The sequence below is a fragment of the Gluconacetobacter tumulisoli genome, assembly GCF_014174155.1.
Lineage (GTDB): Bacteria > Pseudomonadota > Alphaproteobacteria > Acetobacterales > Acetobacteraceae > Gluconacetobacter > Gluconacetobacter tumulisoli.
The window spans coordinates 350,099-373,007 of the sequence record NZ_JABEQM010000001.1 but is presented as its reverse complement, the minus strand read 5'-3'; the positions used below and the strand labels follow the sequence as shown (position 1 = coordinate 373,007).

22 protein-coding genes are annotated in these 22,909 nt (G+C 70.0%); 9 read left to right on the top strand and 13 right to left on the bottom strand.

The window, feature by feature from the left end; genetic code table 11:
• Window positions 1-57 precede the first annotated feature (57 nt).
• From hslU to HLH28_RS01670, 10 genes are read right to left on the bottom strand one after another with little or no spacing between them, the layout of a single operon-like run.
• Window positions 58-1,374: an ATP-dependent protease ATPase subunit HslU gene (gene hslU, locus HLH28_RS01715; protein ID WP_182953875.1), complete on the bottom strand. Its 1,317-nt coding sequence runs from the start codon at window positions 1,372-1,374 to the stop codon at window positions 58-60.
• Window positions 1,374-1,967, bottom strand: a complete 594-nt coding sequence (gene hslV / locus HLH28_RS01710; protein WP_182953513.1) for an ATP-dependent protease subunit HslV — start codon at window positions 1,965-1,967, stop codon at window positions 1,374-1,376. The genes hslU and hslV overlap by 1 nt, the downstream gene beginning before the upstream one ends.
• Window positions 1,968-2,022: 55 nt before the next feature.
• Window positions 2,023-3,945: a response regulator gene (locus HLH28_RS01705; RefSeq protein WP_182953510.1), complete on the bottom strand. Its 1,923-nt coding sequence runs from the start codon at window positions 3,943-3,945 to the stop codon at window positions 2,023-2,025.
• Window positions 3,942-5,834 carry a response regulator gene (locus HLH28_RS01700; protein WP_182953508.1) on the bottom strand — a complete coding sequence of 631 codons (1,893 nt, stop codon included), beginning with the start codon at window positions 5,832-5,834 and terminating at the stop codon, window positions 3,942-3,944. Before HLH28_RS01700 ends, HLH28_RS01705 begins: the two co-directional genes overlap by 4 nt.
• Window positions 5,801-6,904 (bottom strand): chemotaxis-specific protein-glutamate methyltransferase CheB, encoded by a 1,104-nt coding sequence (gene cheB / locus HLH28_RS01695; RefSeq protein ID WP_182953506.1) that lies wholly within the window; start codon window positions 6,902-6,904, stop codon window positions 5,801-5,803. Before cheB ends, HLH28_RS01700 begins: the two co-directional genes overlap by 34 nt.
• The gene (locus HLH28_RS01690) at window positions 6,901-9,015 is read right to left on the bottom strand and encodes a response regulator (protein ID WP_182953504.1); all 2,115 of its coding nucleotides are present in this window, start codon (window positions 9,013-9,015) and stop codon (window positions 6,901-6,903) included. Before HLH28_RS01690 ends, cheB begins: the two co-directional genes overlap by 4 nt.
• A 9-nt stretch (window positions 9,016-9,024) precedes the next feature.
• Window positions 9,025-10,707 (bottom strand): methyl-accepting chemotaxis protein, encoded by a 1,683-nt coding sequence (locus tag HLH28_RS01685; protein ID WP_182953502.1) that lies wholly within the window; start codon window positions 10,705-10,707, stop codon window positions 9,025-9,027.
• A 6-nt stretch (window positions 10,708-10,713) separates the two neighbouring features.
• The gene (locus HLH28_RS01680; RefSeq protein ID WP_338029632.1) at window positions 10,714-11,202 is read right to left on the bottom strand and encodes a chemotaxis protein CheW; all 489 of its coding nucleotides are present in this window, start codon (window positions 11,200-11,202) and stop codon (window positions 10,714-10,716) included.
• 47 nt (window positions 11,203-11,249) lie between these two features.
• Window positions 11,250-12,701, bottom strand: a complete 1,452-nt coding sequence (locus HLH28_RS01675) for a CheR family methyltransferase (RefSeq protein WP_182953499.1) — start codon at window positions 12,699-12,701, stop codon at window positions 11,250-11,252.
• Window positions 12,694-13,188 (bottom strand): chemotaxis protein CheW, encoded by a 495-nt coding sequence (locus tag HLH28_RS01670; protein ID WP_338029631.1) that lies wholly within the window; start codon window positions 13,186-13,188, stop codon window positions 12,694-12,696. The genes HLH28_RS01675 and HLH28_RS01670 overlap by 8 nt, the downstream gene beginning before the upstream one ends.
• Window positions 13,189-13,361: 173 nt before the next feature.
• Here HLH28_RS01670 and HLH28_RS01665 point away from each other — a divergent pair, with 173 nt between their 5' ends.
• The 6 genes from HLH28_RS01665 (at window position 13,362) to HLH28_RS01640 (ending at window position 18,454) form a co-directional block, all read left to right on the top strand.
• Window positions 13,362-13,772, top strand: coding sequence for a hypothetical protein (locus HLH28_RS01665; RefSeq protein WP_246395578.1), 411 nt, complete (start codon window positions 13,362-13,364; stop codon window positions 13,770-13,772).
• Window positions 13,773-13,782: 10 nt separating this feature from the next.
• A complete protein-coding gene (locus tag HLH28_RS01660; RefSeq protein ID WP_182953493.1) occupies window positions 13,783-14,475 on the top strand; it encodes a cell division ATP-binding protein FtsE in 693 nt (230 codons plus the stop codon).
• On the top strand, window positions 14,468-15,496 hold the full coding sequence (locus HLH28_RS01655) for an FtsX-like permease family protein (protein WP_182953491.1): 1,029 nt from the start codon (window positions 14,468-14,470) through the stop codon (window positions 15,494-15,496). The genes HLH28_RS01660 and HLH28_RS01655 overlap by 8 nt, the downstream gene beginning before the upstream one ends.
• Window positions 15,475-16,119, top strand: coding sequence for a YdcF family protein (locus tag HLH28_RS01650; protein WP_182953489.1), 645 nt, complete (start codon window positions 15,475-15,477; stop codon window positions 16,117-16,119). The genes HLH28_RS01655 and HLH28_RS01650 overlap by 22 nt, the downstream gene beginning before the upstream one ends.
• A gap of 103 nt (window positions 16,120-16,222) precedes the next feature.
• Window positions 16,223-16,993 carry a lysophospholipid acyltransferase family protein gene (locus HLH28_RS01645; RefSeq protein WP_182953487.1) on the top strand — a complete coding sequence of 257 codons (771 nt, stop codon included), beginning with the start codon at window positions 16,223-16,225 and terminating at the stop codon, window positions 16,991-16,993.
• A 288-nt stretch (window positions 16,994-17,281) separates the two neighbouring features.
• A complete protein-coding gene (locus HLH28_RS01640) occupies window positions 17,282-18,454 on the top strand; it encodes a DUF2125 domain-containing protein (protein ID WP_338029630.1) in 1,173 nt (390 codons plus the stop codon).
• Between the two features lie 7 nt (window positions 18,455-18,461).
• Here the strand turns inward: HLH28_RS01640 and phaR are convergent, their stop codons facing one another.
• On the bottom strand, window positions 18,462-19,148 hold the full coding sequence (gene phaR, locus HLH28_RS01635; protein ID WP_456305438.1) for a polyhydroxyalkanoate synthesis repressor PhaR: 687 nt from the start codon (window positions 19,146-19,148) through the stop codon (window positions 18,462-18,464).
• A gap of 96 nt (window positions 19,149-19,244) precedes the next feature.
• Between phaR and HLH28_RS18335 the strand changes: the two genes are divergently transcribed.
• The 3 genes from HLH28_RS18335 to phbB all read left to right on the top strand — a co-directional run bounded on the left by HLH28_RS18335 (window position 19,245) and on the right by phbB (window position 21,521).
• Complete coding sequence (locus tag HLH28_RS18335) at window positions 19,245-19,685, top strand: hypothetical protein (RefSeq protein ID WP_338029629.1); 441 nt, start codon at window positions 19,245-19,247, stop codon at window positions 19,683-19,685.
• A gap of 61 nt (window positions 19,686-19,746) precedes the next feature.
• Window positions 19,747-20,676, top strand: a complete 930-nt coding sequence (locus HLH28_RS01630) for an alpha/beta fold hydrolase (protein ID WP_338029628.1) — start codon at window positions 19,747-19,749, stop codon at window positions 20,674-20,676.
• Window positions 20,677-20,777: 101 nt separating this feature from the next.
• Window positions 20,778-21,521, top strand: coding sequence for an acetoacetyl-CoA reductase (gene phbB / locus HLH28_RS01625; RefSeq protein WP_246395576.1), 744 nt, complete (start codon window positions 20,778-20,780; stop codon window positions 21,519-21,521).
• Window positions 21,522-21,559: 38 nt separating this feature from the next.
• On the opposite strand, the gene HLH28_RS01620 is transcribed toward phbB, so the two are convergent.
• Together HLH28_RS01620 and gloB are read right to left on the bottom strand one after the other, a co-directional pair.
• Window positions 21,560-22,174, bottom strand: a complete 615-nt coding sequence (locus HLH28_RS01620; protein WP_182953481.1) for a glutathione S-transferase N-terminal domain-containing protein — start codon at window positions 22,172-22,174, stop codon at window positions 21,560-21,562.
• Window positions 22,171-22,899: a hydroxyacylglutathione hydrolase gene (gene gloB, locus HLH28_RS01615; protein WP_182953479.1), complete on the bottom strand. Its 729-nt coding sequence runs from the start codon at window positions 22,897-22,899 to the stop codon at window positions 22,171-22,173. Before gloB ends, HLH28_RS01620 begins: the two co-directional genes overlap by 4 nt.
• Window positions 22,900-22,909: the final 10 nt, after the last annotated feature.

The window sequence follows — 22,909 nt, the reverse complement described above, 5'->3', positions numbered from 1 at the left end:
CTGCGTCCGGCGCGCGGCCCGATACGGGCCACGCGCCATGTCTTCGATCGGGTCGGTCTACAGGATGAAGCGGCTGAGGTCACCCTTGCGGGCGAGCGGCGCCACCCGTTCCTGCACGTCGGCCGCGGTGATGCGCACCGACTGGCCCGACCGGTCGGATGCGGTGAACGACACCTCTTCCAGCATCCGTTCCAGCACGGTCGCCAGACGGCGGGCGCCGATGTTCTCGATCCGCTCGTTGATGTCGGCCGCCAGTTCCGCCAGCGCGTCCACCGCGTCGTCCGAGAATTCCAGTTCCACGCCCTCGGTTCCCATCAGGGCGGTGTACTGCTTCAGCAGCGAATGCTCCGGCTCCGTCAGGATCCGCCGCAGGTCGTCCCGCGTCAGCGGCGACAGTTCCACGCGGATCGGCAGGCGTCCCTGCAGTTCGGGCAGCAGGTCGGACGGCTTGGCGATGTGGAATGCGCCGGAGGCGATGAACAGGATGTGATCGGTCTTGACCGGCCCGTACTTGGTCGACACCGTCGTGCCCTCGATCAACGGCAGCAGGTCGCGCTGCACGCCTTCGCGCGAGACGTCGCCGCCCCGGAAGCCGCTTTCGGACGACCGGGCGCAGACCTTGTCGATTTCGTCGAGGAAGACGATGCCGTGATCCTGCGCGTGGGCCACCGCCTCGCTGGTCAGGGCGTCGTTATCCAGCATCTTGTCGGCTTCCTCGCGCGTCAGGGCCTCGCGCGCGGCGGCGACGGTCATGCGGCGGCGCTGCGGCACCCGGTTCATCAGCCCCTTCATCATGTCAGAGAAATTGATGACGGTGCCCGGCGCCATGTTCGGCATCTCGCCCATGCCGCCGGCCCCCTGGGCGTCGGCGACCGAGATCTCGACGTCCTTTTCCTCCAGCTCGCCATTGCGCAGCATGCGGCGGAACTTGTTCTTGGTGTCGGCGGACGCGCCTTCGCCCACCAGCGCATCCACCAGCCGGCTTTCGGCCGCCAGTTCGGCGCGGGCCTGCACGTCGCGCCGGCGCAGGTCGCGCAGCATGTTCAGCGAGACCTCGACCAGGTCGCGCACGATGCTTTCGACGTCACGGCCGACATAGCCGACTTCGGTGAATTTGGTGGCCTCGACCTTCAGGAACGGCGCCTGCGCCAGCCGGGCCAGCCGGCGGGCGATCTCGGTCTTGCCGCAGCCGGTCGGGCCGATCATCAGGATGTTCTTGGGCACGACCTCGTCGCGCAGGCCGTCGGCCAGCTGGGCACGGCGCCAGCGATTGCGCAGCGCGATGGCGACCGCGCGTTTCGCGTCGGCCTGGCCGATGATGAAGCGATCGAGTTCGGAGACGATCTCGCGGGGGGAGTGGTTGGGGGCGTCCATCACGATGCGGCCTCGTCCGTCTCCTGGCCCAGGGTCTCCAGGATCACGGAATAATTGGTGTAAACACAGATATCGCCGGCGATGCGCATGGCGCGCCGCGCGATCTCGGCGGCCGACAGCCCGTCGATGTCCGCCAACGCCCGCGCGGCCGACAGGGCGTAGTTGCCGCCCGACCCGATCGCGATGATGCCGTCCTCGGGCTCCAGCACGTCGCCGTTGCCGGTCAGGGTGAACGACCGTTCGGCGTCGGCGACGGCCATCATGGCCTCCAGCCGCCGCAGGTAGCGGTCGGTCCGCCAATCCTTGGCCAGTTCGACGCAGGCGCGCTCCAGCTGGTTCGGATAGCGTTCCAGCTTGGCTTCCAGCCGTTCCAGCAGGGTGAAGGCATCGGCGGTGGCACCGGCGAATCCGGCGAGGATCGCACCGGCCGGGCCGATCCGCCGGACCTTGCGGGCATTGCCCTTGATGACGGTGGCGCCCAGCGTGACCTGGCCGTCGCCGGCCATCGCCACCTGCGCGCCCCGGCGCACGCACAGGATCGTCGTTCCGTGCCAGCCGATGGGATCTTGGGGGGTCGCGTGAATATTCTGCATGACTGAAACAGATAGGCTGTTCGCGGCGCAGGACAAGGCCCGAAGGGCGGGACTCTCAGTCCACCATGGCCCGATTCACGTGCCCCGCCAGTTCCACCTGGGTGAAGGGCTTGCGCAGCACCAGCGCATTGCCCGGCAGGCTGCCGTCATCGGCATAGCCGGTCAGGAACAGCACGCGCAGATCGGGCCGGAGCGCATGGATCCGCCGGGCGGCTTCCTCGCCCCCCATCTCGGGCATCATGACGTCCATCACGACCAGGTCCGGCCCCTCGGCCGACGCCTCCACCCGGGCCAGGGCCTCCGCCCCGCCCTCGGCCTCGGTCACGTCATGCCCCATGGTTCGCAGGAAGCCCGCGGTGACCGCGCGTACGCCTGCCTCGTCATCCACCACCAGCACCCGCATGGGATGCGACGCCCGTGCGGGGCGCTCCTCCTCGGGCACTGCCAGGCCGGCGGCCGGACAATGGTGGACAGGCAGGTACAGATCTACCCGCGTGCCCTGTCCCGGCGCGCTGGTCACGCGCACGTCGCCCCCCGCGTGGCGCACGAAACCGTAAATCATCGACAGGCCCAGGCCGGTACCCCGTCCCACGTCCTTGGTGGTGAAGAACGGCTCGAAGATCCGGGCCAGCGTTTCGGGCGGCATGCCCGTCCCCTGGTCGGTCACCGACACCACGACATAATCGCCCGGCTCCAGGTCGCCGCCCGCAGCGACGGCGTCCATATGCGCCTGCGCCGTCGACAGGGTGATGGTTCCCCCGTCGGGCATCGCGTCGCTGGCGTTGATGCACAGGTTGAGCAACGCCAGTTCCAGCTGACCCGCATCGGTGCGCACCGGCGGCAGGGTCCCGTCCCGGGCCAGCCCGTCCATGCGGATGTCGAATGGAACCCGTCCCGGCCCGCCTTCGCGGCCCCGGCGAGAGGTCACCCCCTGCATCAACAGGTCATGCAAGCCGCGCAGCAGGGCGTTCACGTCGACCGGTTGCAGGCTCAAATCGCGCGGACGGCTGAAATTCAGCAGCCGCCGGGTCAGGTCCGCGCCCCGTCGCGCCGCCGCCATGGCGTTGTCCAGCAGCCGGGCCGTCCCCTGGTCCAGTTCCGGCCCCATGTCGCTGGCCAGTTCCAGCGACCCCATCACCGCCGTCAGCAGATTGTTGAAATCATGGGCGATTCCGCCGGCCATAGTCCCCAGGGCCTGCATCTTTTCCGCCTGCCGCAGGCGTGCCTCCATTTCCCGCTGCTGCGTGATGTCGCGGTTGATGACGACGGAATAGCCGCCCTGGCGCGGGTCGCCGCCGCCGAGTTGCGCGCGCGTGAATTCGCGCCAGGTCACGCCCGCGGCGTCGGGAAAGGCGATGACCTCCTCATCCCGGCCCTCCGCCGCCAGGCGGACCTCGGCCGCACGCAGGCCGGGCAGCAGGGCGGGATCGCACAGATCCTCTTCCCGCTGGCCCAAGCAGGCGGCCTCGTCCCTCCCGAAGAAGGCGGCGGCCTGGCGGTTGATGCGGATGAACCGTCCATCGGGGTCCTTGAAGCCCAGGCCGGACCGCAGGTTCTGCAGCAGCCCGCGCAGCAGCATCCGTTCGGTTCCCAGCTCCGCTTCCAGGCGATGATGCTGCGCCGCCTGCACGATCATGGCGCGCAACGCGTCGGCATCCCAGGGCTTGTGGGAATAGAACGAGATCCGGCCCTGGTTCAGCGCCGCCGCCACCGCCCCGATATCGGCATAGCCGGTCAGCAGGATCGCCTGCGCGTCGCAGAAGGCCCGGGCCCGGGCCAGCATGACGTCGCCGCCCATCTCCGGCATCCGCTGGTCGGAGACGATGACATCCACGTCCCGTCGCCGGGCCAGGATATCCAGCGCCTCGACCGGCGAGGTGGTGGACAGGATCGTGAACGCATCTTCCAGCAGGTCGGTCAGCGCGACCAGGATCTCGGGCTCGTCATCGACCAGCAGGACGACGGGGCGATCGGTCATGCGGCGCCTCCTGCCGGGATGGCGGCCGGCTCGGCCATCGCCGCCATATGGGGCTGCCACGGCACCGATATGGTGAAGACCGCGCCGCCACCGGGCGCGTCGGCGGCGGTGATCGTACCGTGATGCGCCTGCACGACGCCATAGGCGATTGCCAGGCCCAGCCCCGTGCCCGCCCCGACCGGCTTGGTCGTGAAGAAGGGCTCGAAGATCCGTTCCTTCAGCGCGGCGGGAATCCCCGGCCCATTGTCCGCGACGGTGAAGACATAGGTCCGCCCGCCATTGGCATCCGCCGGGCGCAATTCGGTTCCGATGCGGATCACGCCGCGTCCCGGGGCGTCTTCGTCCCGCCCGGGGGCAGGCGTGTGGCCACAGGACTGGATGGCGTCGGCGGCGTTGCTGATGATGTTCATGATGACCTGGTTCAACAGGGCGGACTGGCAATACAGCCGGTCGGGCGCCCGATAGTCGCGCTCCACGACGATGCCGCCGCCGAATTTCTGCGTCAGCAGGGCCAGCACCGTCTCCAGCGCCTCGGGTACGTCGATCACCTGGAACTGCCCTTCGTCCAGGCGCGAGAATTTGCGCAGGTTCAGCACCAGGTTCTGGATCCGCCGCAGGCCCAGATTCATCGACTCGACGCGGTCGCGGCATTTCATCAGCGCCGCATGGCGTTGCGCAAGCCCGGATTCGTCCCCGGCATCCTCCAGCTCGATCACCCGGGCCAGGGCCCGAGTGACCGTGTCCTTGTGCGCCAGGATGAAGGCCAGCGGATTGTTGATCTCGTGCGCGATGCCGGCCACGAGTTCGCCCAGCGACGCCATCTTCGCCGTCTGGACCAGCTTGCCCTGCGTCTCGATCAGCTTGCTGTTGGCGTCGGCCAGTTCGGCGTTCGCCTGTTCCAGCGCCTCCGCCAGCGAGGCCTTGGACGCGATGGCGGCGGCTTCGGCCCGCGCGCTTTCGACCGCGATTTCACGCGCCTGGCGTTCCAGGTCGATGCGCCGCGCCTCGTCCTGCAGCAGCTTGCGGCGGACCAGGGCGCGGATGCGCAGTGCCAGCACGTCGGGTTCGACCGCGTCCGAGACCAGGTCGTCGACCCCGGCCTCGAACACCCGGGCCGAAAACGCGCCCTGCGACGCCGGCCCGCCACCCGGCCCCCCGCCGCTCAAACCCATGATGCGCGGCGGCACTCCGCCAGCGACCACCACCTGCTGGCGCAGGTCGTCCAGTTCGCGGCAGAACGCGATCCCGTCGAAGGTGCCGGACGCCAGGTCCACCACGACGCAGTCCGGCTCCCGCGCCGGGTCGAACCAGTCCTGCCGGTCCACCGCCTCGGGCCGCGGCACCACCGTGACCTCGTGTCCGTCGCGCCGCATCAGGCCGGCCAGCGACGCCACGTCGCGGTCGTGCGGCCCGTCGCCGCCCACGATCAGGATGCGCGCCCGGCGGAACAGGCGGCTGCCGTCGCGCTGCCGCGCGCTGGCGCCCTCGCGCAGCAGCGCACGGATGCGAAAGACGATAAGGTCCGGATCGGCGGATTTCGGAACATAGGCGTCGGCGCCGCTTTCCAGTCCTTCGCGTTCCAGCCCCGGCTCGCCCCCCTCGGTCAGCATCAGGACCGGGATCATCCGCGTCACCGCGCTCATGCGCAGCTGGCGGGCCATCTGCCCGCCATTCATGCCCGGCAGGTGATAATCGGCAACGACCAGGTCTGGGATACGGCCGTCCAGGCTGTCCAGGGCGGCCTCGCCGCTGGCCACCCGCGCGACGACGAAACCATGGCCTTCCAGCATCCGGCGGATCCGCAGGGCCTGGGTATCCGAATCCTCGACCAGCAGCAGGTTCGCCGGCACCTCGGTCACGGCATCGGTCCTTCCAGCACGGGGGCCCATTCGGCCGGCGCAAAATGGGGGGCACCCGCGATCCCGAGCAGGTGGGACGCGATCGCACCCTGCGGCAGGCTGACGCACACCGCCCCCATCCGCTCCGCGGCGCCGGGCATGCCATGGACGATCGACGTGCTGCGGTCCTCGGCGATGGTATACCCGCCCGCATGGCGCAGGTCGGCCAGGCCCGACGCCCCGTCTTCCCCCATGCCGGTCAGCAGGACGCCGACCGAATCCGTTCCTGCCACGCGCGCCAGCGACGAAAACAGCGCCGAGGCCGAAGGACGCTGCCCGCCCACCGCCGGCCCATGGGACAGCCGGACCTCGTCCCCCGGTCCGACCAGCAGGTGCATGTCGCCCGGGGCAACGTGGACATGGCCGGGACGCAGCCGTTCCCCCTGCCGGGCCAGCGCGACCGAGAGCGGCGTCTGGGTGTCCAGCCACGCCGCGAACCCGTCCATGAAGGCCGCGCCCATATGCTGGACCAGCACGATCGGCCAGGGAAAGGACGCCGGCAGCGCCCCCAGGATCTGCGAAAAGGCCGGCGGCCCGCCGGTCGACGCCGCCATCGCCAGCACGCGGGGCCGCAGCCCCCTCGGCACCGGCACGGGGGCCGGCGTGACGGGCAATCCGGCCGACAGACGCCGGCGGATCACCGGGACCTGGCTCATGATATACAGCTGCGTCGCGATCGCGGTGCCGCCGGCCGGCCCGGACAACCAGCCCGCGGGCTTTTCCACCACGGACAGCGCGCCGGAACGCAGGGCGTTCATCGACACCTGCAGCGCCGGGTCGGTCGAGGCATCGCTGACGATGACGATCGGCGTCGGGCAGTTCGCCATGATCCGCCGCGTGGCCTCCAGCCCGTCCATGCCGGGCAGGCGCACATCCATCGAAATCACGTCCGGCCGCAACACGGGCACCAGGCGCAGGGCCTCCTCGGCGGTCTCCACCGCCTCGGCCAGTTCCAGGCGCGGGTCGTCGCGGACCAGGCGGACCAGCACCTGCCGGACGACCGCCGAATCCTCGACCACCAGCACCCGGGCCCGGCGGGAAGACTGGAACGATCCGCTCACAGCACGCCCCGGATCGTATCCAGCAGGTCGCCCTGCTCGAACCCCTGCTTGGTGATATAGGCACGCGCGCCCCCATCCAGCCCGCGCCGGATATCGGCTTCCTCATTGCGCGAGGTCATCAGGACGACCGGGATCGAGGACAGGCGCGGATCGGACCGGACCGCGTCGAGAAGACCGAAACCGTCCATCCGGGGCATCTCCACATCGGTCACGATCACATCGATCCGGCCCGGCGAACGACGCAGCATCGACAGCGCCTCCATCCCGTCGGTCGCAAGCAGGACATCATAGCCGTGGGTCTGAAGGATCGTCTTCTGGAGAGTCCGTGTGGTAATGGAATCGTCAACGACCAGGACGGTCGGCGGCCGTACCGGTGCCGCCGCGGGTCCGGCCGTCCCGCCCGCCCCCGCGAAAGACCCGCCCGTCCCGCCACCCGCCTGCCAGCGGGCCAGCAGCGTATCGGGGTTGAGGACGAAGACGGGCCGGTCGCCGCGCGGCCAGCCGACCCCCGGCACCAGTTCGCTGTCCAGCCCAATGGCCTCGGCATCCGAAATCTGCAGGATCCGGACCTCGTGCATCCTGTCGACGGCGAAGCCGCAATGCAGGCCGTCGACGGCGACCAGGACCACTGACACCGCCCCGTCATGAACCGGCAGGCCCGCGTCCGGCGTTCCCAGCAAGGTCGCCAGCGGCACCAGCGGCACCAGCGACGCCTCGGCCTGCCCGATCGCGGTCGGATCGCGCCGATCCTCCAGCGGGAAATAGGTCCGGCCGTCCACCAGGCGGATATCGGCCTGCCGCACCCGAACCAGGCGTTCGATGGCCCGCCCCGGCAGGCCGATCGTCAGTTCCCCGATTTCGGTCACAAGGACGGTGCGCTGGCGTTGCGAGACCGGGACGGTCATCGTCACCACGGTGCCCCAGGGAATCCCCGCCTCCATCCGGACCGAACCGTGCAAGGTCCGCGCGGCCTCGGCCACCACGGACAGGCCCATCCCCCGGCCCGCCAGCCGGTCGGCCTCGCCCCGGGTGGAGAAGCCCGGATCGAACACCCGCGCCAGCAGCTTCTCGGGAACCGGAGGCTCGTCCCGCTGCATCAATCCCTGGCGGATTGCCCGGGCGGCGATGGCCTCCAGGTCCGGGCCGCGCCCGTCATCGGCGACCGAGACCAGAAGCCGCACGCCCACCATCCGCACCGTCAGGGTCAGGACCGGCACCGGCGGCTTGCCGGCCTCCTGCCGCCGTTCGGGGCTTTCCTGTCCATGCACGATGGCATTGCGCAGAAGGTGGATCACGGGGTCGCGCAGCGCCTGGATGACGCGGCGGTCGGCCCGCATGTCCATCCCCACCAGGCGGACCGTCACCTCCCCCCCGCCATGCTCGCGCGCGATCTGGCGCACCATGCCGGCCAGCGAGCCGAACACCGTGCCGGCGGGCACCAGGGTCACCGCCCGCATCTCCTCGCCCAGGCGCAGCATGGCGCGGTCGAACTGTCCGGCGATGCGTCCCCGCTCGCGCCCCAGGGTGGCAAGGCCGCGCGTCAGGCGCGCCAGCACCGCTGCCGGATCGGCGGTCGCCATGTCCGGACGGGCCGCGCGCCGCGCGCCGGCCACCAGTTCCTCCAAATCGGCCCACAGGCGTTCCTGCCGCTCGGCCGCGCTCAGCAGGTCATGCGTTACGCCCACCAGCGCGTCGAGCCGGGCGACCGGCACCTGGACATAGGACCCGCCGCCATCGTCGCGCGGCGGCGCGGCGCCCGGCCCGGACGCGACATCCGGCACGGGTGCGGTCTCCTCCGGTCCGGGCGCGTCCTGCATGTACGCATCGATCTGGTCCATCGCCGCGCTGATCGCCGCGATATCGTCCGCGCCGACCTCCTGATGGCCGTCAAGCAACCGGAACAGCCGGCTTTCCAGGACATGGGCGACGCCCTCGACATCGGACAGGTCGACGACGCGCGCCGCCCCCTTCAGGGAATGCACGCGCCGGAACACCTCGCCCAGCGCGCGGGCGTCCATCGGCCCGGCGGCCAGGATGTCGCGGATGACGCGAAGATGATCGCGATATTCGGCGTCGAAGACGCCCAGCAATTCCTGTCGCAGCGTATCCACGGCCGCTCGTCAGGTCCGGTAGCGCGCGGAAATGGCCAGAAGCTGGTGCGACAGGCTGCCGAGATTGCTGGCCGACGCCTCCAGGTTGCGCGTGCCCGCCGCCGTCTGCTGGCTGGCCTGGCGGATGCTCTGCAGGGCGGTCATCACCTGCTCGATCCCGATCTGCTGCTGGTTGGTCGAGGCCACGATCTGCTGGAAGGCATGCACGCCCTCCTCGATGCCGCCGGTCATCCGCTCGATCGTGCGATAGGCGATATCGGTCCGTTCCTTGCCGGCGGACACGCGCTTGACCGACTCCTCGGTCAGCATCACCGACGTGTTGATGCCGCGCTGGATGTCGCCCAGGATCGAGCGCACATGCTGCGTCGCGTCGCGCGACTGGTCGGCCAGGATCTTCATCTCCGCCGCCACGACGGCGAAGGACCGGCCGTGCTCGCCGGCGGCGGCGGCCTCGATCGCCGCGTTCAGCGCCAGCAGGTGCGACCGCTCGGACAGGTCGTTGACCGCCGTGATGATCTCGCTGATCGCGTCGGTGCGTTCGGACAGCGCCACGATGTTGGACGCCACGGCCTCGGCGCCTTCCTGCGTGCGGTCCATCGCGCGGGCGGTTTCCTCGACAGCCTCCAGCCCGCTAGCCGAGCTGTGGACGATCACCTCGGCCGACGAAATGACCTCGCGCGCGCGCTTGCTGATCTGCGCGCCCGAATGGGTGATCTGGTCCACGGTGGCCGCCGTTTCCTGCACGGCGGCGAACTGTTCCTCGACACTGGCCGCCTGCTGCTGGGCGGAGGCGCGGATGTCGGCGACGGCGGCGTCGAGGTTGCGCGTGGCCTCGCGGCTCTGCTGCGCGATCTCGCGCAGGCCATCGATCATGCGGTTCAGGCCGGTCGCCAGGCGTTCGAATTCGTCGCGTCCGACGCCGGACCCGCCCACGCTGGCGCGGGTCGACAGGTCGCCCTGGCCGATCAGTTCCATCACCCGCATCAGCGACGCCAGGGGGGCGAGGATCGACCGCCGCGTCCAGAACGTCACGATCAGGGCCACGATGACCGCGACCGCCAGGCCCAGCGTCAGCGACCGGCGGCTGAATTCGTATAATGCCCCGCTCTGGGTCTCGCCGGCCTGCACCCCGCCATCCAGCGTCGTCGTGGCCTCGGTCACCAGGCGGTCGATCGACTGGTCGCGGGTGTCGAGCTGCGCCGACTGCAATCGCACCGCGGCCTCGTCCCCGCGCCGTATCGCCCCGAACAGGTCCGACGCCGCCCGGCTGTTCTGCCGGACCTGGTCCAGCGTTTCATGCAGCAGCGAGGAAATCGAGGCGAACATGGTCCGCCGCACGTCGCCCGGGGCCTCTTCATTCGCCTGCCCGGCGGCGGACAGCGCCTGCGCCAGCGTCTCTTCCGCCTGGCGCGCCTCGCTGCCCCAGTCCGCGATCGCGGCGTCCAGTCCGGCGATGTCCTTGTCATAATCGCGGGCGTAATAGTGCGACAGGATCGACAGCCGCCGTGCGACCAGGTCGTTCTCGATCGCCCGCAGATGGTTCAACTGCCGGTAAACCGACAGGTCCCGCGTCACGATCACCGTCATCTCGTCGCGGACATTGCGGATCTGGCCCAGCGCGTAGACGCCGATCGACACCATCAGCATGACGCCGACCATGAATCCGAACAGAAGGCGATTGGCGATTGTCACGACGGTTCAGACTCCGAAATAATGCGCGGAAAACAGGCGAACGGGATCCAGCGCCGCGACCACGCGCCCATCCGGCAGCCGTGCCAGCGGATGGGCGGCAGGCAGCCCGGACGGCGCGATGTCGACGATATCCATCACCCCCGTCGTCACCCCCGCCAGCAGCGCCACGCGCGCCACCGGCAGACCCGGCACGGGACGCAGCAGCAGCATGGCCCGGGCGGCCGCCTGGGCCGCGCCGCCTAGCAGGATCGACAGATCGAACACTGTATACAGATTGCCGACATAGCCATAGACACCCCGCACCGCCGCCGGGCAATCGGGGCGGCGGGGAATGGCGCTCCAGACCGGATCGGTGACGCGCAGCACATGCCGCAGGTCGATGGCATAGCCCTGTCCGTCGAGCTCCAGGGTCACGGCCGGCCGGCCCGTCCCCTCGCGCTGGAGGTCCTCCATCCGGCCGCGTCGCGCCAGCAGGCGGGCCCGTTCCTCCAGCACCCGCCGCGCATAACGGTCGGCGCGGGTCGCGGGGTCGTCCTCGGGGCTCAGGACACGCCCCGCAGCAGCAGGCGCCGATCGTCAGGCCGCGCGCGGTCCGACCCGTCGGACGGCGGGATGTCGGGCAGGTCGTCCACCCCGTCCTCGCCGATCAGGCGCAGCAGGCCGCCCGCGGTCAGCCCCCCGCCCTGGGGCAGCAGAAGATCCTGCGGCAGGCGCCCGGCCAGCACGCGCGCCTGCCGCAGGATGCGGCAGGCCTCGTCCACGCGCCCGGCGTCGCGCAGCAGATGGGCCAGGTGGACATGCGCCATCACATGGTCGCGGCAGAGATAGACGGCGCGGCGGAATCCGGCCTCGGCTCCAGCCCGCTCGTCCAGCCCGGCGGACAGCATGCCCGACAGGAAATGCAGGTCGGCATCCAGCGGACGATGCCGGATCTCGGCACGGCAGAGCGCCAGGGCGGCCTCGACCGCTCCGCTATCGGCCAGGGCGCACACGCGGGCGGCGGCCCCACGGGGTTCCGGCGGCGCGGCCGTCGTCTTTCGCGGCGCGCCGGCGGGGCGCGGCGCGGCGGCCGCCGACGCACGCGGCATCGCCGGATAGGCCGCCTTGTCCGCGGCGCCCCGCCGAGAGGGCGGCGGTGCCGGGCCGGCGCGGGAATCGCGGGTCCGGAACGCCAGCGTGCCCGGGAACGTCACCGTGTCGAGAAACCCGTCACACTCCGCGATCGGGTCGGAATGACCCAGCAGCAGCCATCCCCGTGGCGACAGCCGGTCGGACAGGTGGCGGATCAGGTCCAGCGCCTGGGCCGTCTCGAAATAGATCAGCACGTTACGGCACAGGATCAGGTCGAACGGCCCCGCCGGCCCGCCGCCATGCGCCAGGTCCATGATGTTCCCGTATTCGAAACGGACCATCCGCCGGTATTCGGGACGCAGGACCCAGTCCCGGCCGGTAGCCGAGGGGCCGAACCACCGGGTCCGTTCCGCGCGTCCGATATCGCGCAGGGACCAGGCCCCGTATTCCGCCTGCCGCGCACGTTCCAGCGCCTGGGTGCTGATGTCGGTCCCCAGGATTTCGATCGTCCAGTCCTGTTCCTCACGCTCCTTCAGCAGGCGGCGCAGCAGGATCGCCAGGGAATAGGGCTCGGCCCCATTGGAGCAGCCGACGCTCCAGATCCGCAAGGTCCGCAAGGGGCGCAGGCGGCGGAGCAGATCGGGCAGGATCGTCGTTTCCAGCGCGTGGAACTGCTCGGCATAGCGGAAGAAGAACGTCTCGCCGATCGTCACCGCCGATTCCAGCGCCCGCCATTCCGCCGCCCCGTCCTGCGGATCGGACAGCAGCGACAGGTAATCCATCGGGCGGACGCAGGAACAGGCCTCCATCCGCCGCGCCAGGATCATGTCCAGCAGGTCCATCTTGTCGGCGTAGTAATGCAGCCCGGTCCGCGCGACGATTCGCGCCGCCAGCCGTTCGAGGACGCGCCGCCGTTCAGGCATCCATTCCCTCCCACAGCGCATCGCGCTCCTGCAAGGCGGACACCAGATGATCGATCCGCTGCCGTTCGCGCGTCATCAGCAGCCGGTCCGGATCCATCAGTTGCGCGACGCATCCCCCCCCGAGATCGAGTTCCCCAACCAGCCAGTCGCCCGCCGTTCCGCCCTCGCACGGGGGGGCGGCCACATGGCGCACATCCAGCACGCCGTCGACCATGTAGGCCACGCGCACGCCGTCCCCGGCGCCGAGCAGCAGCGGGCGATACAGCGTCTCGGTCTCCGCCTGGGCCCGCCACGGACGCAGGCCCAGCAGCACGGCCAGGTCGATCGCCGTCACCCGTTCGTCCCCCAGGCGGAAATAACCCAGCACCGGCGCGGGCGTTCCCGCCGGCCGAAAGAGGGCGGGCATCGGCACGCATTCCCGCACCGCCGGGACCGGCAGCGCATAGTGGACGTCCGCAAGGCGGAAGATGACGACTGCCCCAGGCACGAAGAAGGGTTCTCCAGACACGTTGGCGAACCGGCGGATCCGTTATCGGCGCCCGACGTTCCGATACTGTGTCTGCCGAAGATTGCATTTAATACAAGCGACGGCTACCTCCGGCAGGGATGCGTTCCCGACAAACCGGGCGCGCCCAGCATCCGTTGCCGGAGACGATCGCCATGGACAGCTTCAACCCGGGCCGGGCCGCGAACCGGTTCCTCGCGCCCGAGAGGGACCCGTCGTCCCGCTTTCCCATTGCCCGCCTGGTGCGCGTGGCCGCCTGCGCCGCGTTCTATTTCCTGTTCTATTTCGTGCAGCAGGTCACCGAACTGCTGGCCCCGCTGCTGCTGATCCTGGGGGTCGGATGGGGCATCCTGCCGCACCTGATCGGCGCCATCAGCACGACCGCGGCGTCGGCCGACCCGCAGGCCCGCGATATCGTGACCCATGTCGCCAGCACCATTCCGCAGCAGATCACGATCGGATCCCATGTCTTCACCGCCGGATCGCTGGTCGTGGACGGCCTGCTGATGATGGCGGCGGCGGCGCTGTGCGCAACCCTGGCCGCCATCGCCGCGCGCGAGATGTAATCCGGCCCCGATGATCCGCCTGCGCGACGTCAGCTTCCGCTACGAAGGCACCGCCCGGGACGGCGCGCGGGAGGCTGTCCAGGGGGGCGCCGCCCTGCGCCAGCTGTCGTTCGATGTGCCGCAGGGCGGCTTTCGCTGGCTGCTCGGCCCGTCAGGGGCTGGAAAATCCAGCCTGTTGCGGCTGCTGCACCTGGCCGTCCGGCCGACCTCCGGCCGGATGGAGATCCTCGGCGTGGAGATGGACCAGGCCCGGCGCGCGGGCCTGGCCCGGCTGCGCCGGCGTATCGGCGTCGTCCATCAGGATTTCCGCCTGCTTCCCGACCTGCCGGTCTTCGACAACATCGCCCTGCCGCTGCGCCTGCAGCACCGGCCGGAGGACGAAATCCGCGACGAAGTGCTGTCCATCCTCGACTGGGTGGGGCTGCGCGCCCGCGCGGCGGCACGTCCGCCGCAGCTTTCGGGCGGAGAGCAGCAGCGCGTCGCCATCGCCCGGGCCGTCATCCACCGCCCGGCCCTGGTGCTGGCCGACGAACCAACAAATGCCCTGGACGACCAGCAGGCCAACCGGTTGATGGAATTGTTCCAGGACCTGGCGGGGCTGGGCACCACGATCGTCGTCGCGACGCATAATGACGGGCTGGTCCGCCGCTATCCGTCGCATGAACTGGAACTGGCGCACGGACGGCTGGTGCGCGATGGCTGACCGGACGACGCCGGGACGCCCCGGCGCAAGCTGGTCGCAGGCACGCCGCGCCGACGGCCTGGCCTTGCGCCGCGCCATTCCCGACCGGTTGCTGCCGGTACTGGTCGCCGCCATGGCGGTGCTGGCGGCCATGGCCCTGGCCGGGGCCACCGGTGCGCGCATCCTGTCCGCCCGCTGGACCACCGGGGCGGCTTCCATCGTCACGGTGCAGGTGCCGCGGCCCGACGATCCCGCCCTCGTCCCCGCCTCCCGGCCGGCCACCCCAGCCGGCGCGGACGCGGGGACGGCGCCGCCTGCCCTGTCGCGTGCCGATGCCGTGCTGGCGGCGCTGGCCGACGTGCCCGGCGCATCCCGCGTCCACCGGCTGGACAAGGCGGAGCTGGAGACCCTGCTATCGCCCTGGCTGGGCCATGACGGGGATTTCGCCCTGGCACTGCCCGCCGTGATCGAACTGCACCTCGATCGCGCGGGCGCGATGGATGCCGATGCCCTCGCCGCCCGGCTGGATGCCCGGGCGCCGGACACGCTGGTGGAACGCAACAGCCTGTGGAGCGACCGGTTGGGCGACCTGGCGCGCAGCCTGCAGACCTGCGCCATCCTGGCCGTGCTGATCGTCGTGGCGGTGGCCGCCGCGACCATCGCCGCGACGACGCGCGCGGGCCTGGGCGCGCGGCGGCAGGCGATCGAACTGATCCATTCCCTGGGTGCGACGGACGGCTATATCGCCGGGCGTTTCGCCGGGCGCACGGCGGTCCTGGCCTTCACCGGCGGATTGATCGGCAGCCTGCTGGCACTGCCGCTGCTGGTGCTGCTGTCGCGCCTGGCCGCCCCTTTCGCCGGCGCCACGGCCCCCGCGGCAACCGTGGCGACGACGCCGGGCCCGTCCGGCTGGGGCCGCCTGCTGGCCGCGCTGCCCTTGCCGCTGGCGGTGACTTTGCTGTCGCTTGCCCCGGCGGCGGCGCTGATCGGCTGGCTGACCACGCAGATCACCGTCCGGACATGGCTGCGCCGCCTGCCATGACGCGTGCCGCGCGGGGCGCGCCGTCGGCCCTGGCGACCTTCCTGCGCGGCATCCTGGCCGGCCTGCTGGTCTGCGGCGTCGCCTGGGGCGTCGGCTTCGCCTGGTTCTTCCACGACGCCCTGCAACCGGCCGGCCCGCCCCCTACCGCCGACGGGATCGTCGCGCTGACCGGCGGCCAGGGACGGATCGAGGCTTCGCTGGACCTGCTGATGCAGGGGCACGGGCGGCAATTGCTGATCTCGGGCGTCGACGCGCATGCCACGGTCGCCGCCGTGGCCGCCCGGGTGCAGGTCCCGGTGCCCCAGGACATCTGGGCCCATGTCACGCTGGGACGACGGGCGACCTCGACCATCGGCAATGCCGACGAAACCGCGGACTGGGCCCGCGCGCATGCCATCCGGTCGCTGATCGTCGTGACTGCGGGCTATCATATCCGGCGGGCGATGATGGAAATCGGCCGGACCCTGCCGGACGTCGCCCTGTATCCATGCCCGATCCTGCCCCCGGCGCTGCGCCATCCCTGGCGCCCGGCATCCATCCGGCTTATGGCGACGGAATATGACAAATGGATCATGGCCAGCCTGGGCCTGGCACGCGATATGGACGGGCAGGCAAAGGCGTAATGCTCCCCCGCCGGGGCGGGCCTTGTGTCCCGGCGGCTTTTCTGTTGTACGGCGGCACGTCGCGCCGCTGGCGCCTGTTCTGTCCGGGATGGTCCTGCCTGCCATGACGCTGATCCGCGCATGCCTGTTCAATGTCTATTTCGTGGCGCTGACGATCGTGCTCGGGGTCGCAGCCCTGCCGATCCGCCTGTTCGCCAAGCCACTGGCGCTGCCCTACGCCAAGCTGTGGACGCGGCTGTCGATCGCCGGCCTGCGCGCGATCTGCGGAATCGACATCATCGTCACGGGGCGCGAGCATCTGCCGGCGGGTCCCTGCCTGCTGGCGTCGCAGCATCAATCGGCATTCGACACCCTGGTCTGGATGAACCTGGTGGACCGGCCAGCCTATGTGATGAAGGAAGAACTGACCCGCCTTCCCCTGGTTGGCCCGATGCTGCTGCTGGCGGGCATGATCCCGGTCCGCCGTGCCGATGGGGCGAAGGCGCTGCGCGCGCTGCTGGCGGCGACGCAGCACGCCGCCGACGACGGACGGCAGATCGTCATCTTCCCCGAGGGAACGCGAACGCGACCGGGGGAAGTGGTCCGCCTGCAGCCTGGAATTGCAGCCATGGCCGCCCATACCGGCCTGCCGGTGATCCCGGTGGCGACCGATTCCGGCCTGCGCTGGTCACGCAACGCCTTCGTCAAGCATCCCGGCCCGATCCACATCGCCATCGGCCCCGCATTACCGCCCGGACTGGGACGGGCGCGGATTCTGCCCGCGATTTCAGGGGAATGGCAGATTCTGGCCCGTGGTTTCCGGGATGCGGCGTCAGAGGACAGATCTGTGGATAACTCTGTGGGCGTCCCTGCCGGGACACGACACGGACATTGAGGTCCCATTCCGCCAGGAAACACGGCTTGCGCACCCACGGGACGATAGCGGCACGGGACGAAATGGCCTGACGTCTCAAAACTCCTGATCAAATCTTTATTTTTTTCATTTCTCCCCTCGAACTCACAGGCCATCCGGGTCGTTGCGGGACGGCACCCCCCTGCCCGGCGGGACGATGCCGTGCGCCCTGCGCCCATCCTGTGGATAAGTTCGGACTTCCCATTTCTGTCCATAAGAATGGCCTGTGTGAAAGATTTATGAATCAGGACCTTCGCCGACATCCGCAAAGTGCTTTATCAAGGCCGCATGTTCCTGCCCCTGCCTCCATCCCTCCTCTTGCGCCACGCGCGGTGGGTGCGTGCCCTGGGGCTGGCGCTGCTGTGCCTGGCTGCGATGGACGGGTTGGCCTGGCTGGCGGCGCAACGCCTGCTGGACGACACGCTGCTCGGCTGGACGCATGACCTGGCCGCGCGCGGCTGGACCATCCAGCCCGGGGTGCGGCGGCGCGGCGGGTCGCTTCTGACGGCCCGGATCACGCTGGTCTCCCCCCGTCTTCTCGGCCGGATCGCAACACCGACGGACGGCGCAAGGACGGCCCTTTGGGGCGGGGACAGGCTGACCCTGTCGCTGTCGATGCTGCATCCCCGGTCCCTGCGGATCAGGCCGGACGGGGCGCAGGTCCTGCGCCTGTCCGACCCGTCCCGTCCAGGCAGCGACCTGGCCCTGCGCTGGCAGGGACAGAACGTGCTGGCCTGGTTGCCGCTCGGCATGGTCCCCGGCGGGCAATCCGGCCGCATCGCCTGGTCCGCCACCCAGATGGACCTTCAAATCCTCGGGTCGGGGGGGCAGGACACCGCCTTCCGCGTCCGGGACCTGACCGGGCATGGCCTGTGGGATGACGCGGCCGGTCCGCAGGCCAGCCGCCTGGCCCTGTCCGCCACCTGCGCGCGGATCGACCTGCCGCTGTCCTGGCCGATGCCATCGGCCCTGCCCCACGCGCGATCGATCCGCGACGCGGGCCTGGTCGTGGCGATCCCCGGCACGCCCGATTCAGGGGCGGCGGCCGGATCGACGACGGTCCTTGTGCAGGACGTCCACGCCGGCTGGTCGACGCTGGCGCTGCAGGGGGTCGGGCGCGCCGGCTTCCCCCCCGGCGGCACGGCCGATGGTGATTTCACGCTCTCGGTCGAAGGGGTGGGCCGCACGATCCACACCCTGGAACAGGCCGGATCGCTCTCGCCGTATATCGGGCGGATGGTGGCTGCCATCGACCGCTGGGCCGCCACCGGACCCATGGCCGGCCCCTCGACCAGCCCCGACGCTCCGGCCCTGACAGACCGGCGCATCGACCTGCCGCTGCGTCTGCGTGGCGGCATGCTGCTCATCGGAACGGTGCCTGTCGTGCCCCTGGCGATCGGCGGGTTTCCACCCGCGTTCGGACCGCCGGCCCCTCATCCCTGATCCTGATCTAGCGCCGCCTGGACGCCTCCGGCGCCATCTGCGCATCGCGCAGTTCCGCGACCTCGCGCCGCAGGCGCGCCAGTTCCTCTTCCATCGTCTCGCCATCCGCCGTCCCGTCCCTCGGTTCGGGAACATGGTCTTCGCCGGGTGCGATGTGATCGTTCCCACCCGCCGGGACATTGCCCCGCGCAACGTCGGCGGGCGCAGCATTCTCGGGCGGGGCTTCGGGCACCGGGCAGTACATCGACGAGAACATGGACATCGCCCGGTCCATCATCGCCATGTTCTGCCGCCCGATCTCCTCCATTCCCGGTGGGAGGAAAGTTTCCATCGTCCGCTGCATGGTGGTGCGGATCTGCTTCTGGCTGGCGGCGAACTGCTCCATCATCTGGTCCAGGTAGTCCGGCACCAGCCCCTGCATGCTGTCGCCGTAGAAACGGATCAACTGGCGCAGGAAGGCCGCGGGCAGCATGGCGCGGCCCTTCGTCTCCTCTTCCATGATGATCTGGGTCAGGACGGACCGCGTGATGTCGTCGCCCGTGCGCGCGTCGAAGATCACGAACTCCTTGCCACGACGCACCATATCGGCCAGCGTGTCGAGGGTGATGTAGATCGAGCTTTCGGTATCGTACAGACGCCGGTTCGCGTATTTCTTGATGACGATCGGGGTGACCGGGATGTTGGCATCCGGCAAGATACCCTCCATCAGCGTGGCTAGGATCAACGAGGATAGCATGACCCGAGGGGCGATGCACAGATTGCCGATTTCCCGCCCCCCGGCCCCCCTGCCGTGACCGCAACCGATCCCCCCGACCCCACGACGCTGATGCGCGACTGGATGGCGATCTGGCAGAGCGAGGCAGCCGCCCTGCGCATGGACCGTGAAATGGCCGACGCCATGCGTCGCATGACGGACATGTGGGCCGAAGGCTGCGCCGCCGTCGCGCGCGCCACCCCTGGCCCCACCCCGGCCGGAACAGACCATGGAACGCAGGATGGGGAACAGACCGCATCGCCCGCCGCCTGGCCCTTCGCCGGCATCGCCGGATGGCCCGGCGTCCCGGCCGGACGCCCCGGGCCCGATGCTGCGCCGGGGCCCCCGCCCGCTGGCGATGCACCTGCTTTGCGCGCCGATATCGCAGCCCTCGGCCGGCAGCTCGACCGGATCGAACGGCGCCTCGCCCGGCTGGAAGCCCGGATCGGCGGCGCCGCCCCTTCCGCCGGGGATTGATCCAGCCTTCATCGCCGGAGTGGCGGCCTACCGCCGGCATCCGTACCGGCGGACAGAACCCGTGCCCCCGCCGGTGCTGTGGTCGTATGGCGAGATGCGGGTTCTCGATTACGGACGGCCGGGGGACAGGCCCGTCCTGTTCGTGCCCAGCCTGATCAATCGCGGCTATATCCTGGACCTGATGCCGGACCGTTCGATGCTGCGCCACCTGGCGACGCGGGGACTGCGGCCGCTGCTGCTGGAATGGGGCTGGCCGAGCGACGCGGAACGATTGCTGGATGTCGGCGGCTATGTGCAGGAACGCCTGGAACCGGCGCTGGCCGACCTCGCGGAACAATGCGGACAGCCCATCACCCTGGCGGGATACTGCATGGGCGGCCTGCTGGCGCTGGCGGCGGCGCAGCGCCGTCCCGACCTGGTCCGGGCGCTGGCGCTTCTGGCGACACCATGGGATTTCGGCGCCGCCTCGCCGGAGGCCATCCGGACTCTGTCCCGCCTGCTGGGGCCGCATGCGGGAATGATGGCGCTGACCGGCACCCTGCCGGTCGATGCGTTGCAGACCGCCTTCGCCGCCGTCGATCCGGGCTCGATCATCCGGAAATTCCGCGATTTCGGGGCCATGCCGCAGGATAATCCGCGCACGGCGCTCTATGTCGCCATGGAAGACTGGCTGAATGACGGCGTGCCCCTGGCGGCGCCGGTGGCCATCGAATGCGTCCGGGACTGGTACGGCGCGAACCTGCCGATGCACGGGACGTGGCAGGTGGGCGCAACGCAAATCCAACCGCAATGCCTGTCGCTGCCCACCCTGGTCGCGGTGCCCGCCCGCGACCGGATCGTACCGCCCGGCAGCGCGCTGCCCCTGGCCGCCCTGATTCCCGGCGCGACCCTCTTGCCGGTCGCGGGCGGGCATGTCGGCATGGTCGCCGGCCCCCGGGCCGACGGGCTGCTGTGGGCGCCGCTGGCGGCATGGCTGCTACAGCATGCCTGACAGGGTTCACCGGACCGGCGACAAAGCGAGTGGAAGCCGGAGAGCGATCCTGTAAGATCACGGCAAAACGCCAAAACACAGCAAAACACAGCAGGAACGTCATGATGTCTGCCCTGGCCCAAACACCGCGCGTCGCGCTGGTGACCGGCGGCACGCGAGGGATCGGGGCGGCCGTCAGCCGCGCGCTGCACGCGGCCGGGCACCGGGTCGTCGCGTCCTACGGATCGAACGTCGCCGAGGCACGCGCTTTCGAAACCGCGACGGGCATCCGCACAATGGCCTTCGACGTCGCGGCATTCGAGGCCTGCACCGACGCGATGGACCGGATCACCGAAACCGAGGGGCCGGTGACGATCCTGGTCAACAATGCCGGCATCACCCGTGATTCGACGATGGGCCGCATGACCCGCGCGGCCTGGGATGCCGTCATCGACACCAACCTGGGTGCGGCCTTCAATCTGTGCCGCCTGGCCATGCCGGTCATGCGGGCCCAGGGGTTCGGCCGGATCGTGAACATGGCCAGCATCAACGGCCAGACCGGCCAGTTCGGCCAGGCGAACTATGCCGCGTCGAAGGCCGGACTGCAGGGCCTGACCCGCGCCCTCGCGCTGGAGGGCGCGCGCCACAACATCACCGTCAACACCATCGCCCCCGGCTATATCGACACCGCCATGCTGGAAACCGTGCCGCCCCACATCCTGGCCGACATCGTCGAGCGCATCCCGGTCGGCCGGCTGGGCACGCCCGACGACGTAGCCCGCGCCGTCACCTTCCTGACGGCGGAGGAGGCCGGATTCATCACCGGAAGCACGCTGTCCATCAACGGTGGCCAGCACATGCCCTGAACGGGTCCCTCAGGGACGGACCCGTTCAGGAACCGACTTTATCGGGGCGCGGCCACCGCCGTGCAGGCCAGGCTGTCGTGGCGGCTGGCCGTTTCGTACCATGCGGCCAGGGCGGGGCGCTGGTCGCGCCAGGGCTCGTCGGCGAACCGGACATCCAGATAACCCAGCGCACAGGCAACGGACAGGCTGCCCACGTCCACGGGTCCCGTCATCGGTACCGTCGACGGTACCGCCTCCTCCAGCCGGTCGAGGCTGCGCCGGATGGCGGCGGCCTGCCGCTGGACCAGCGGATGGTCCCGGTCGAGCCCCGCCACCGCCAGGCCGCGCGACAGCACGGCCGCGTCCGAAATCCCGTCGCCCAGCGCCTGAAGACGCAGCGCGCGCCAGCGTTCGAGCCCCGCCGCCGGGATCACCCGCCCACCGCCGGCCAGCGCGTCCAGATATTCGACGATCACCCGGCTGTCGTACAGCCCCTCGCCTTCCGCGATCTCCAGGGTCGGAATCTTGCACAGCGGGTTCGCCACCAGGATTTCAGGCGGCGAGGCCGAGACATTCACCACGACCTCCTCGATCCGCTCCTCCAGCCCCAGGACGATGACGGCGGCCCTGACCTTGCGGGCAAACGGGCTGAGGGGGGCGTGATACAATTTCACCGAAAGGCATCCTTCTGTTGTCGTAGCCTGGCAAATGTCCCGACATCGGGGGCCAGCAGGAACGGGTTGGTCCGTTTTTCCAGGCCCAGGGCCACCGGCACCGTCGGCCGCGCCTCGGCCCGCAGGGTCTCGATTTCGGCGACGCGGGCATGCAGGGCGAAATTGTCGGGTTCGACCTCCAGGGCAAAGCGGGCGTTCGACAGCGTATATTCATGCCCACAGCAGATCAGGGTCGAATCCGGCAGCGCCGCGATGCGGCGGAGGGACTGGAACATCTCCTGCGCCGAGCCCTCGAACAATCGCCCGCATCCCAGGCTGAACAGGGTGTCGCCGCAGAACAGGGCCGGGGTCGCGGAAAAATAGAACGCGATATGCCCGCGCGTATGACCGGGTGTTTCCATCACCGTGCCGATGGCACCCCCCACGGCGATTCCATCGCCCTCCGCCACCGCGCGGTCCAGCATCGGCAGGCGATAGGCGTCCGCCGCCGCCCCGGTGACGATCGACCCGTACCGCTTGCGCAACGCATCGGTCGCCACCACGTGATCGGCATGATGATGCGTCAGGAAGATCTGGTCCAGCCGTCCTCCGGCCTGCTCCACCATTTCGACCAGCGGGGCCTCTTCGGCGGGATCCACCAGCGCCGTCGCACCGCTCTCGCCATCGCGGAGGAACCAGGCGTAATTGTCGGTCAGGATGGGAACCGGTCGGATCGAAAGGGCCATGATCAGTCTC

Excerpts from the sequence above, each read along its gene's own strand:
- hslU (WP_182953875.1), bottom strand. The coding sequence starts at position 1,374 with ATGGACGCCCCCAACCACTCCCCCCGCGAGATCGTCTCCGAACTCGAT.
- hslV (WP_182953513.1), bottom strand. The coding sequence starts at position 1,967 with ATGCAGAATATTCACGCGACCCCCCAAGATCCCATCGGCTGGCACGGA.
- HLH28_RS01705 (WP_182953510.1), bottom strand. The coding sequence starts at position 3,945 with ATGACCGATCGCCCCGTCGTCCTGCTGGTCGATGACGAGCCCGAGATC.
- HLH28_RS01700 (WP_182953508.1), bottom strand. The coding sequence starts at position 5,834 with ATGGGCCCCCGTGCTGGAAGGACCGATGCCGTGACCGAGGTGCCGGCG.
- HLH28_RS01675 (WP_182953499.1), bottom strand. The coding sequence starts at position 12,701 with ATGCCTGAACGGCGGCGCGTCCTCGAACGGCTGGCGGCGCGAATCGTC.
- HLH28_RS01665 (WP_246395578.1), top strand. The coding sequence starts at position 13,362 with ATGGACAGCTTCAACCCGGGCCGGGCCGCGAACCGGTTCCTCGCGCCC.
- HLH28_RS01660 (WP_182953493.1), top strand. The coding sequence starts at position 13,783 with ATGATCCGCCTGCGCGACGTCAGCTTCCGCTACGAAGGCACCGCCCGG.
- HLH28_RS01655 (WP_182953491.1), top strand. The coding sequence starts at position 14,468 with ATGGCTGACCGGACGACGCCGGGACGCCCCGGCGCAAGCTGGTCGCAG.
- HLH28_RS01650 (WP_182953489.1), top strand. The coding sequence starts at position 15,475 with ATGGCTGCGCCGCCTGCCATGACGCGTGCCGCGCGGGGCGCGCCGTCG.
- HLH28_RS01645 (WP_182953487.1), top strand. The coding sequence starts at position 16,223 with ATGACGCTGATCCGCGCATGCCTGTTCAATGTCTATTTCGTGGCGCTG.
- phbB (WP_246395576.1), top strand. The coding sequence starts at position 20,778 with ATGATGTCTGCCCTGGCCCAAACACCGCGCGTCGCGCTGGTGACCGGC.
- gloB (WP_182953479.1), bottom strand. The coding sequence starts at position 22,899 with ATGGCCCTTTCGATCCGACCGGTTCCCATCCTGACCGACAATTACGCC.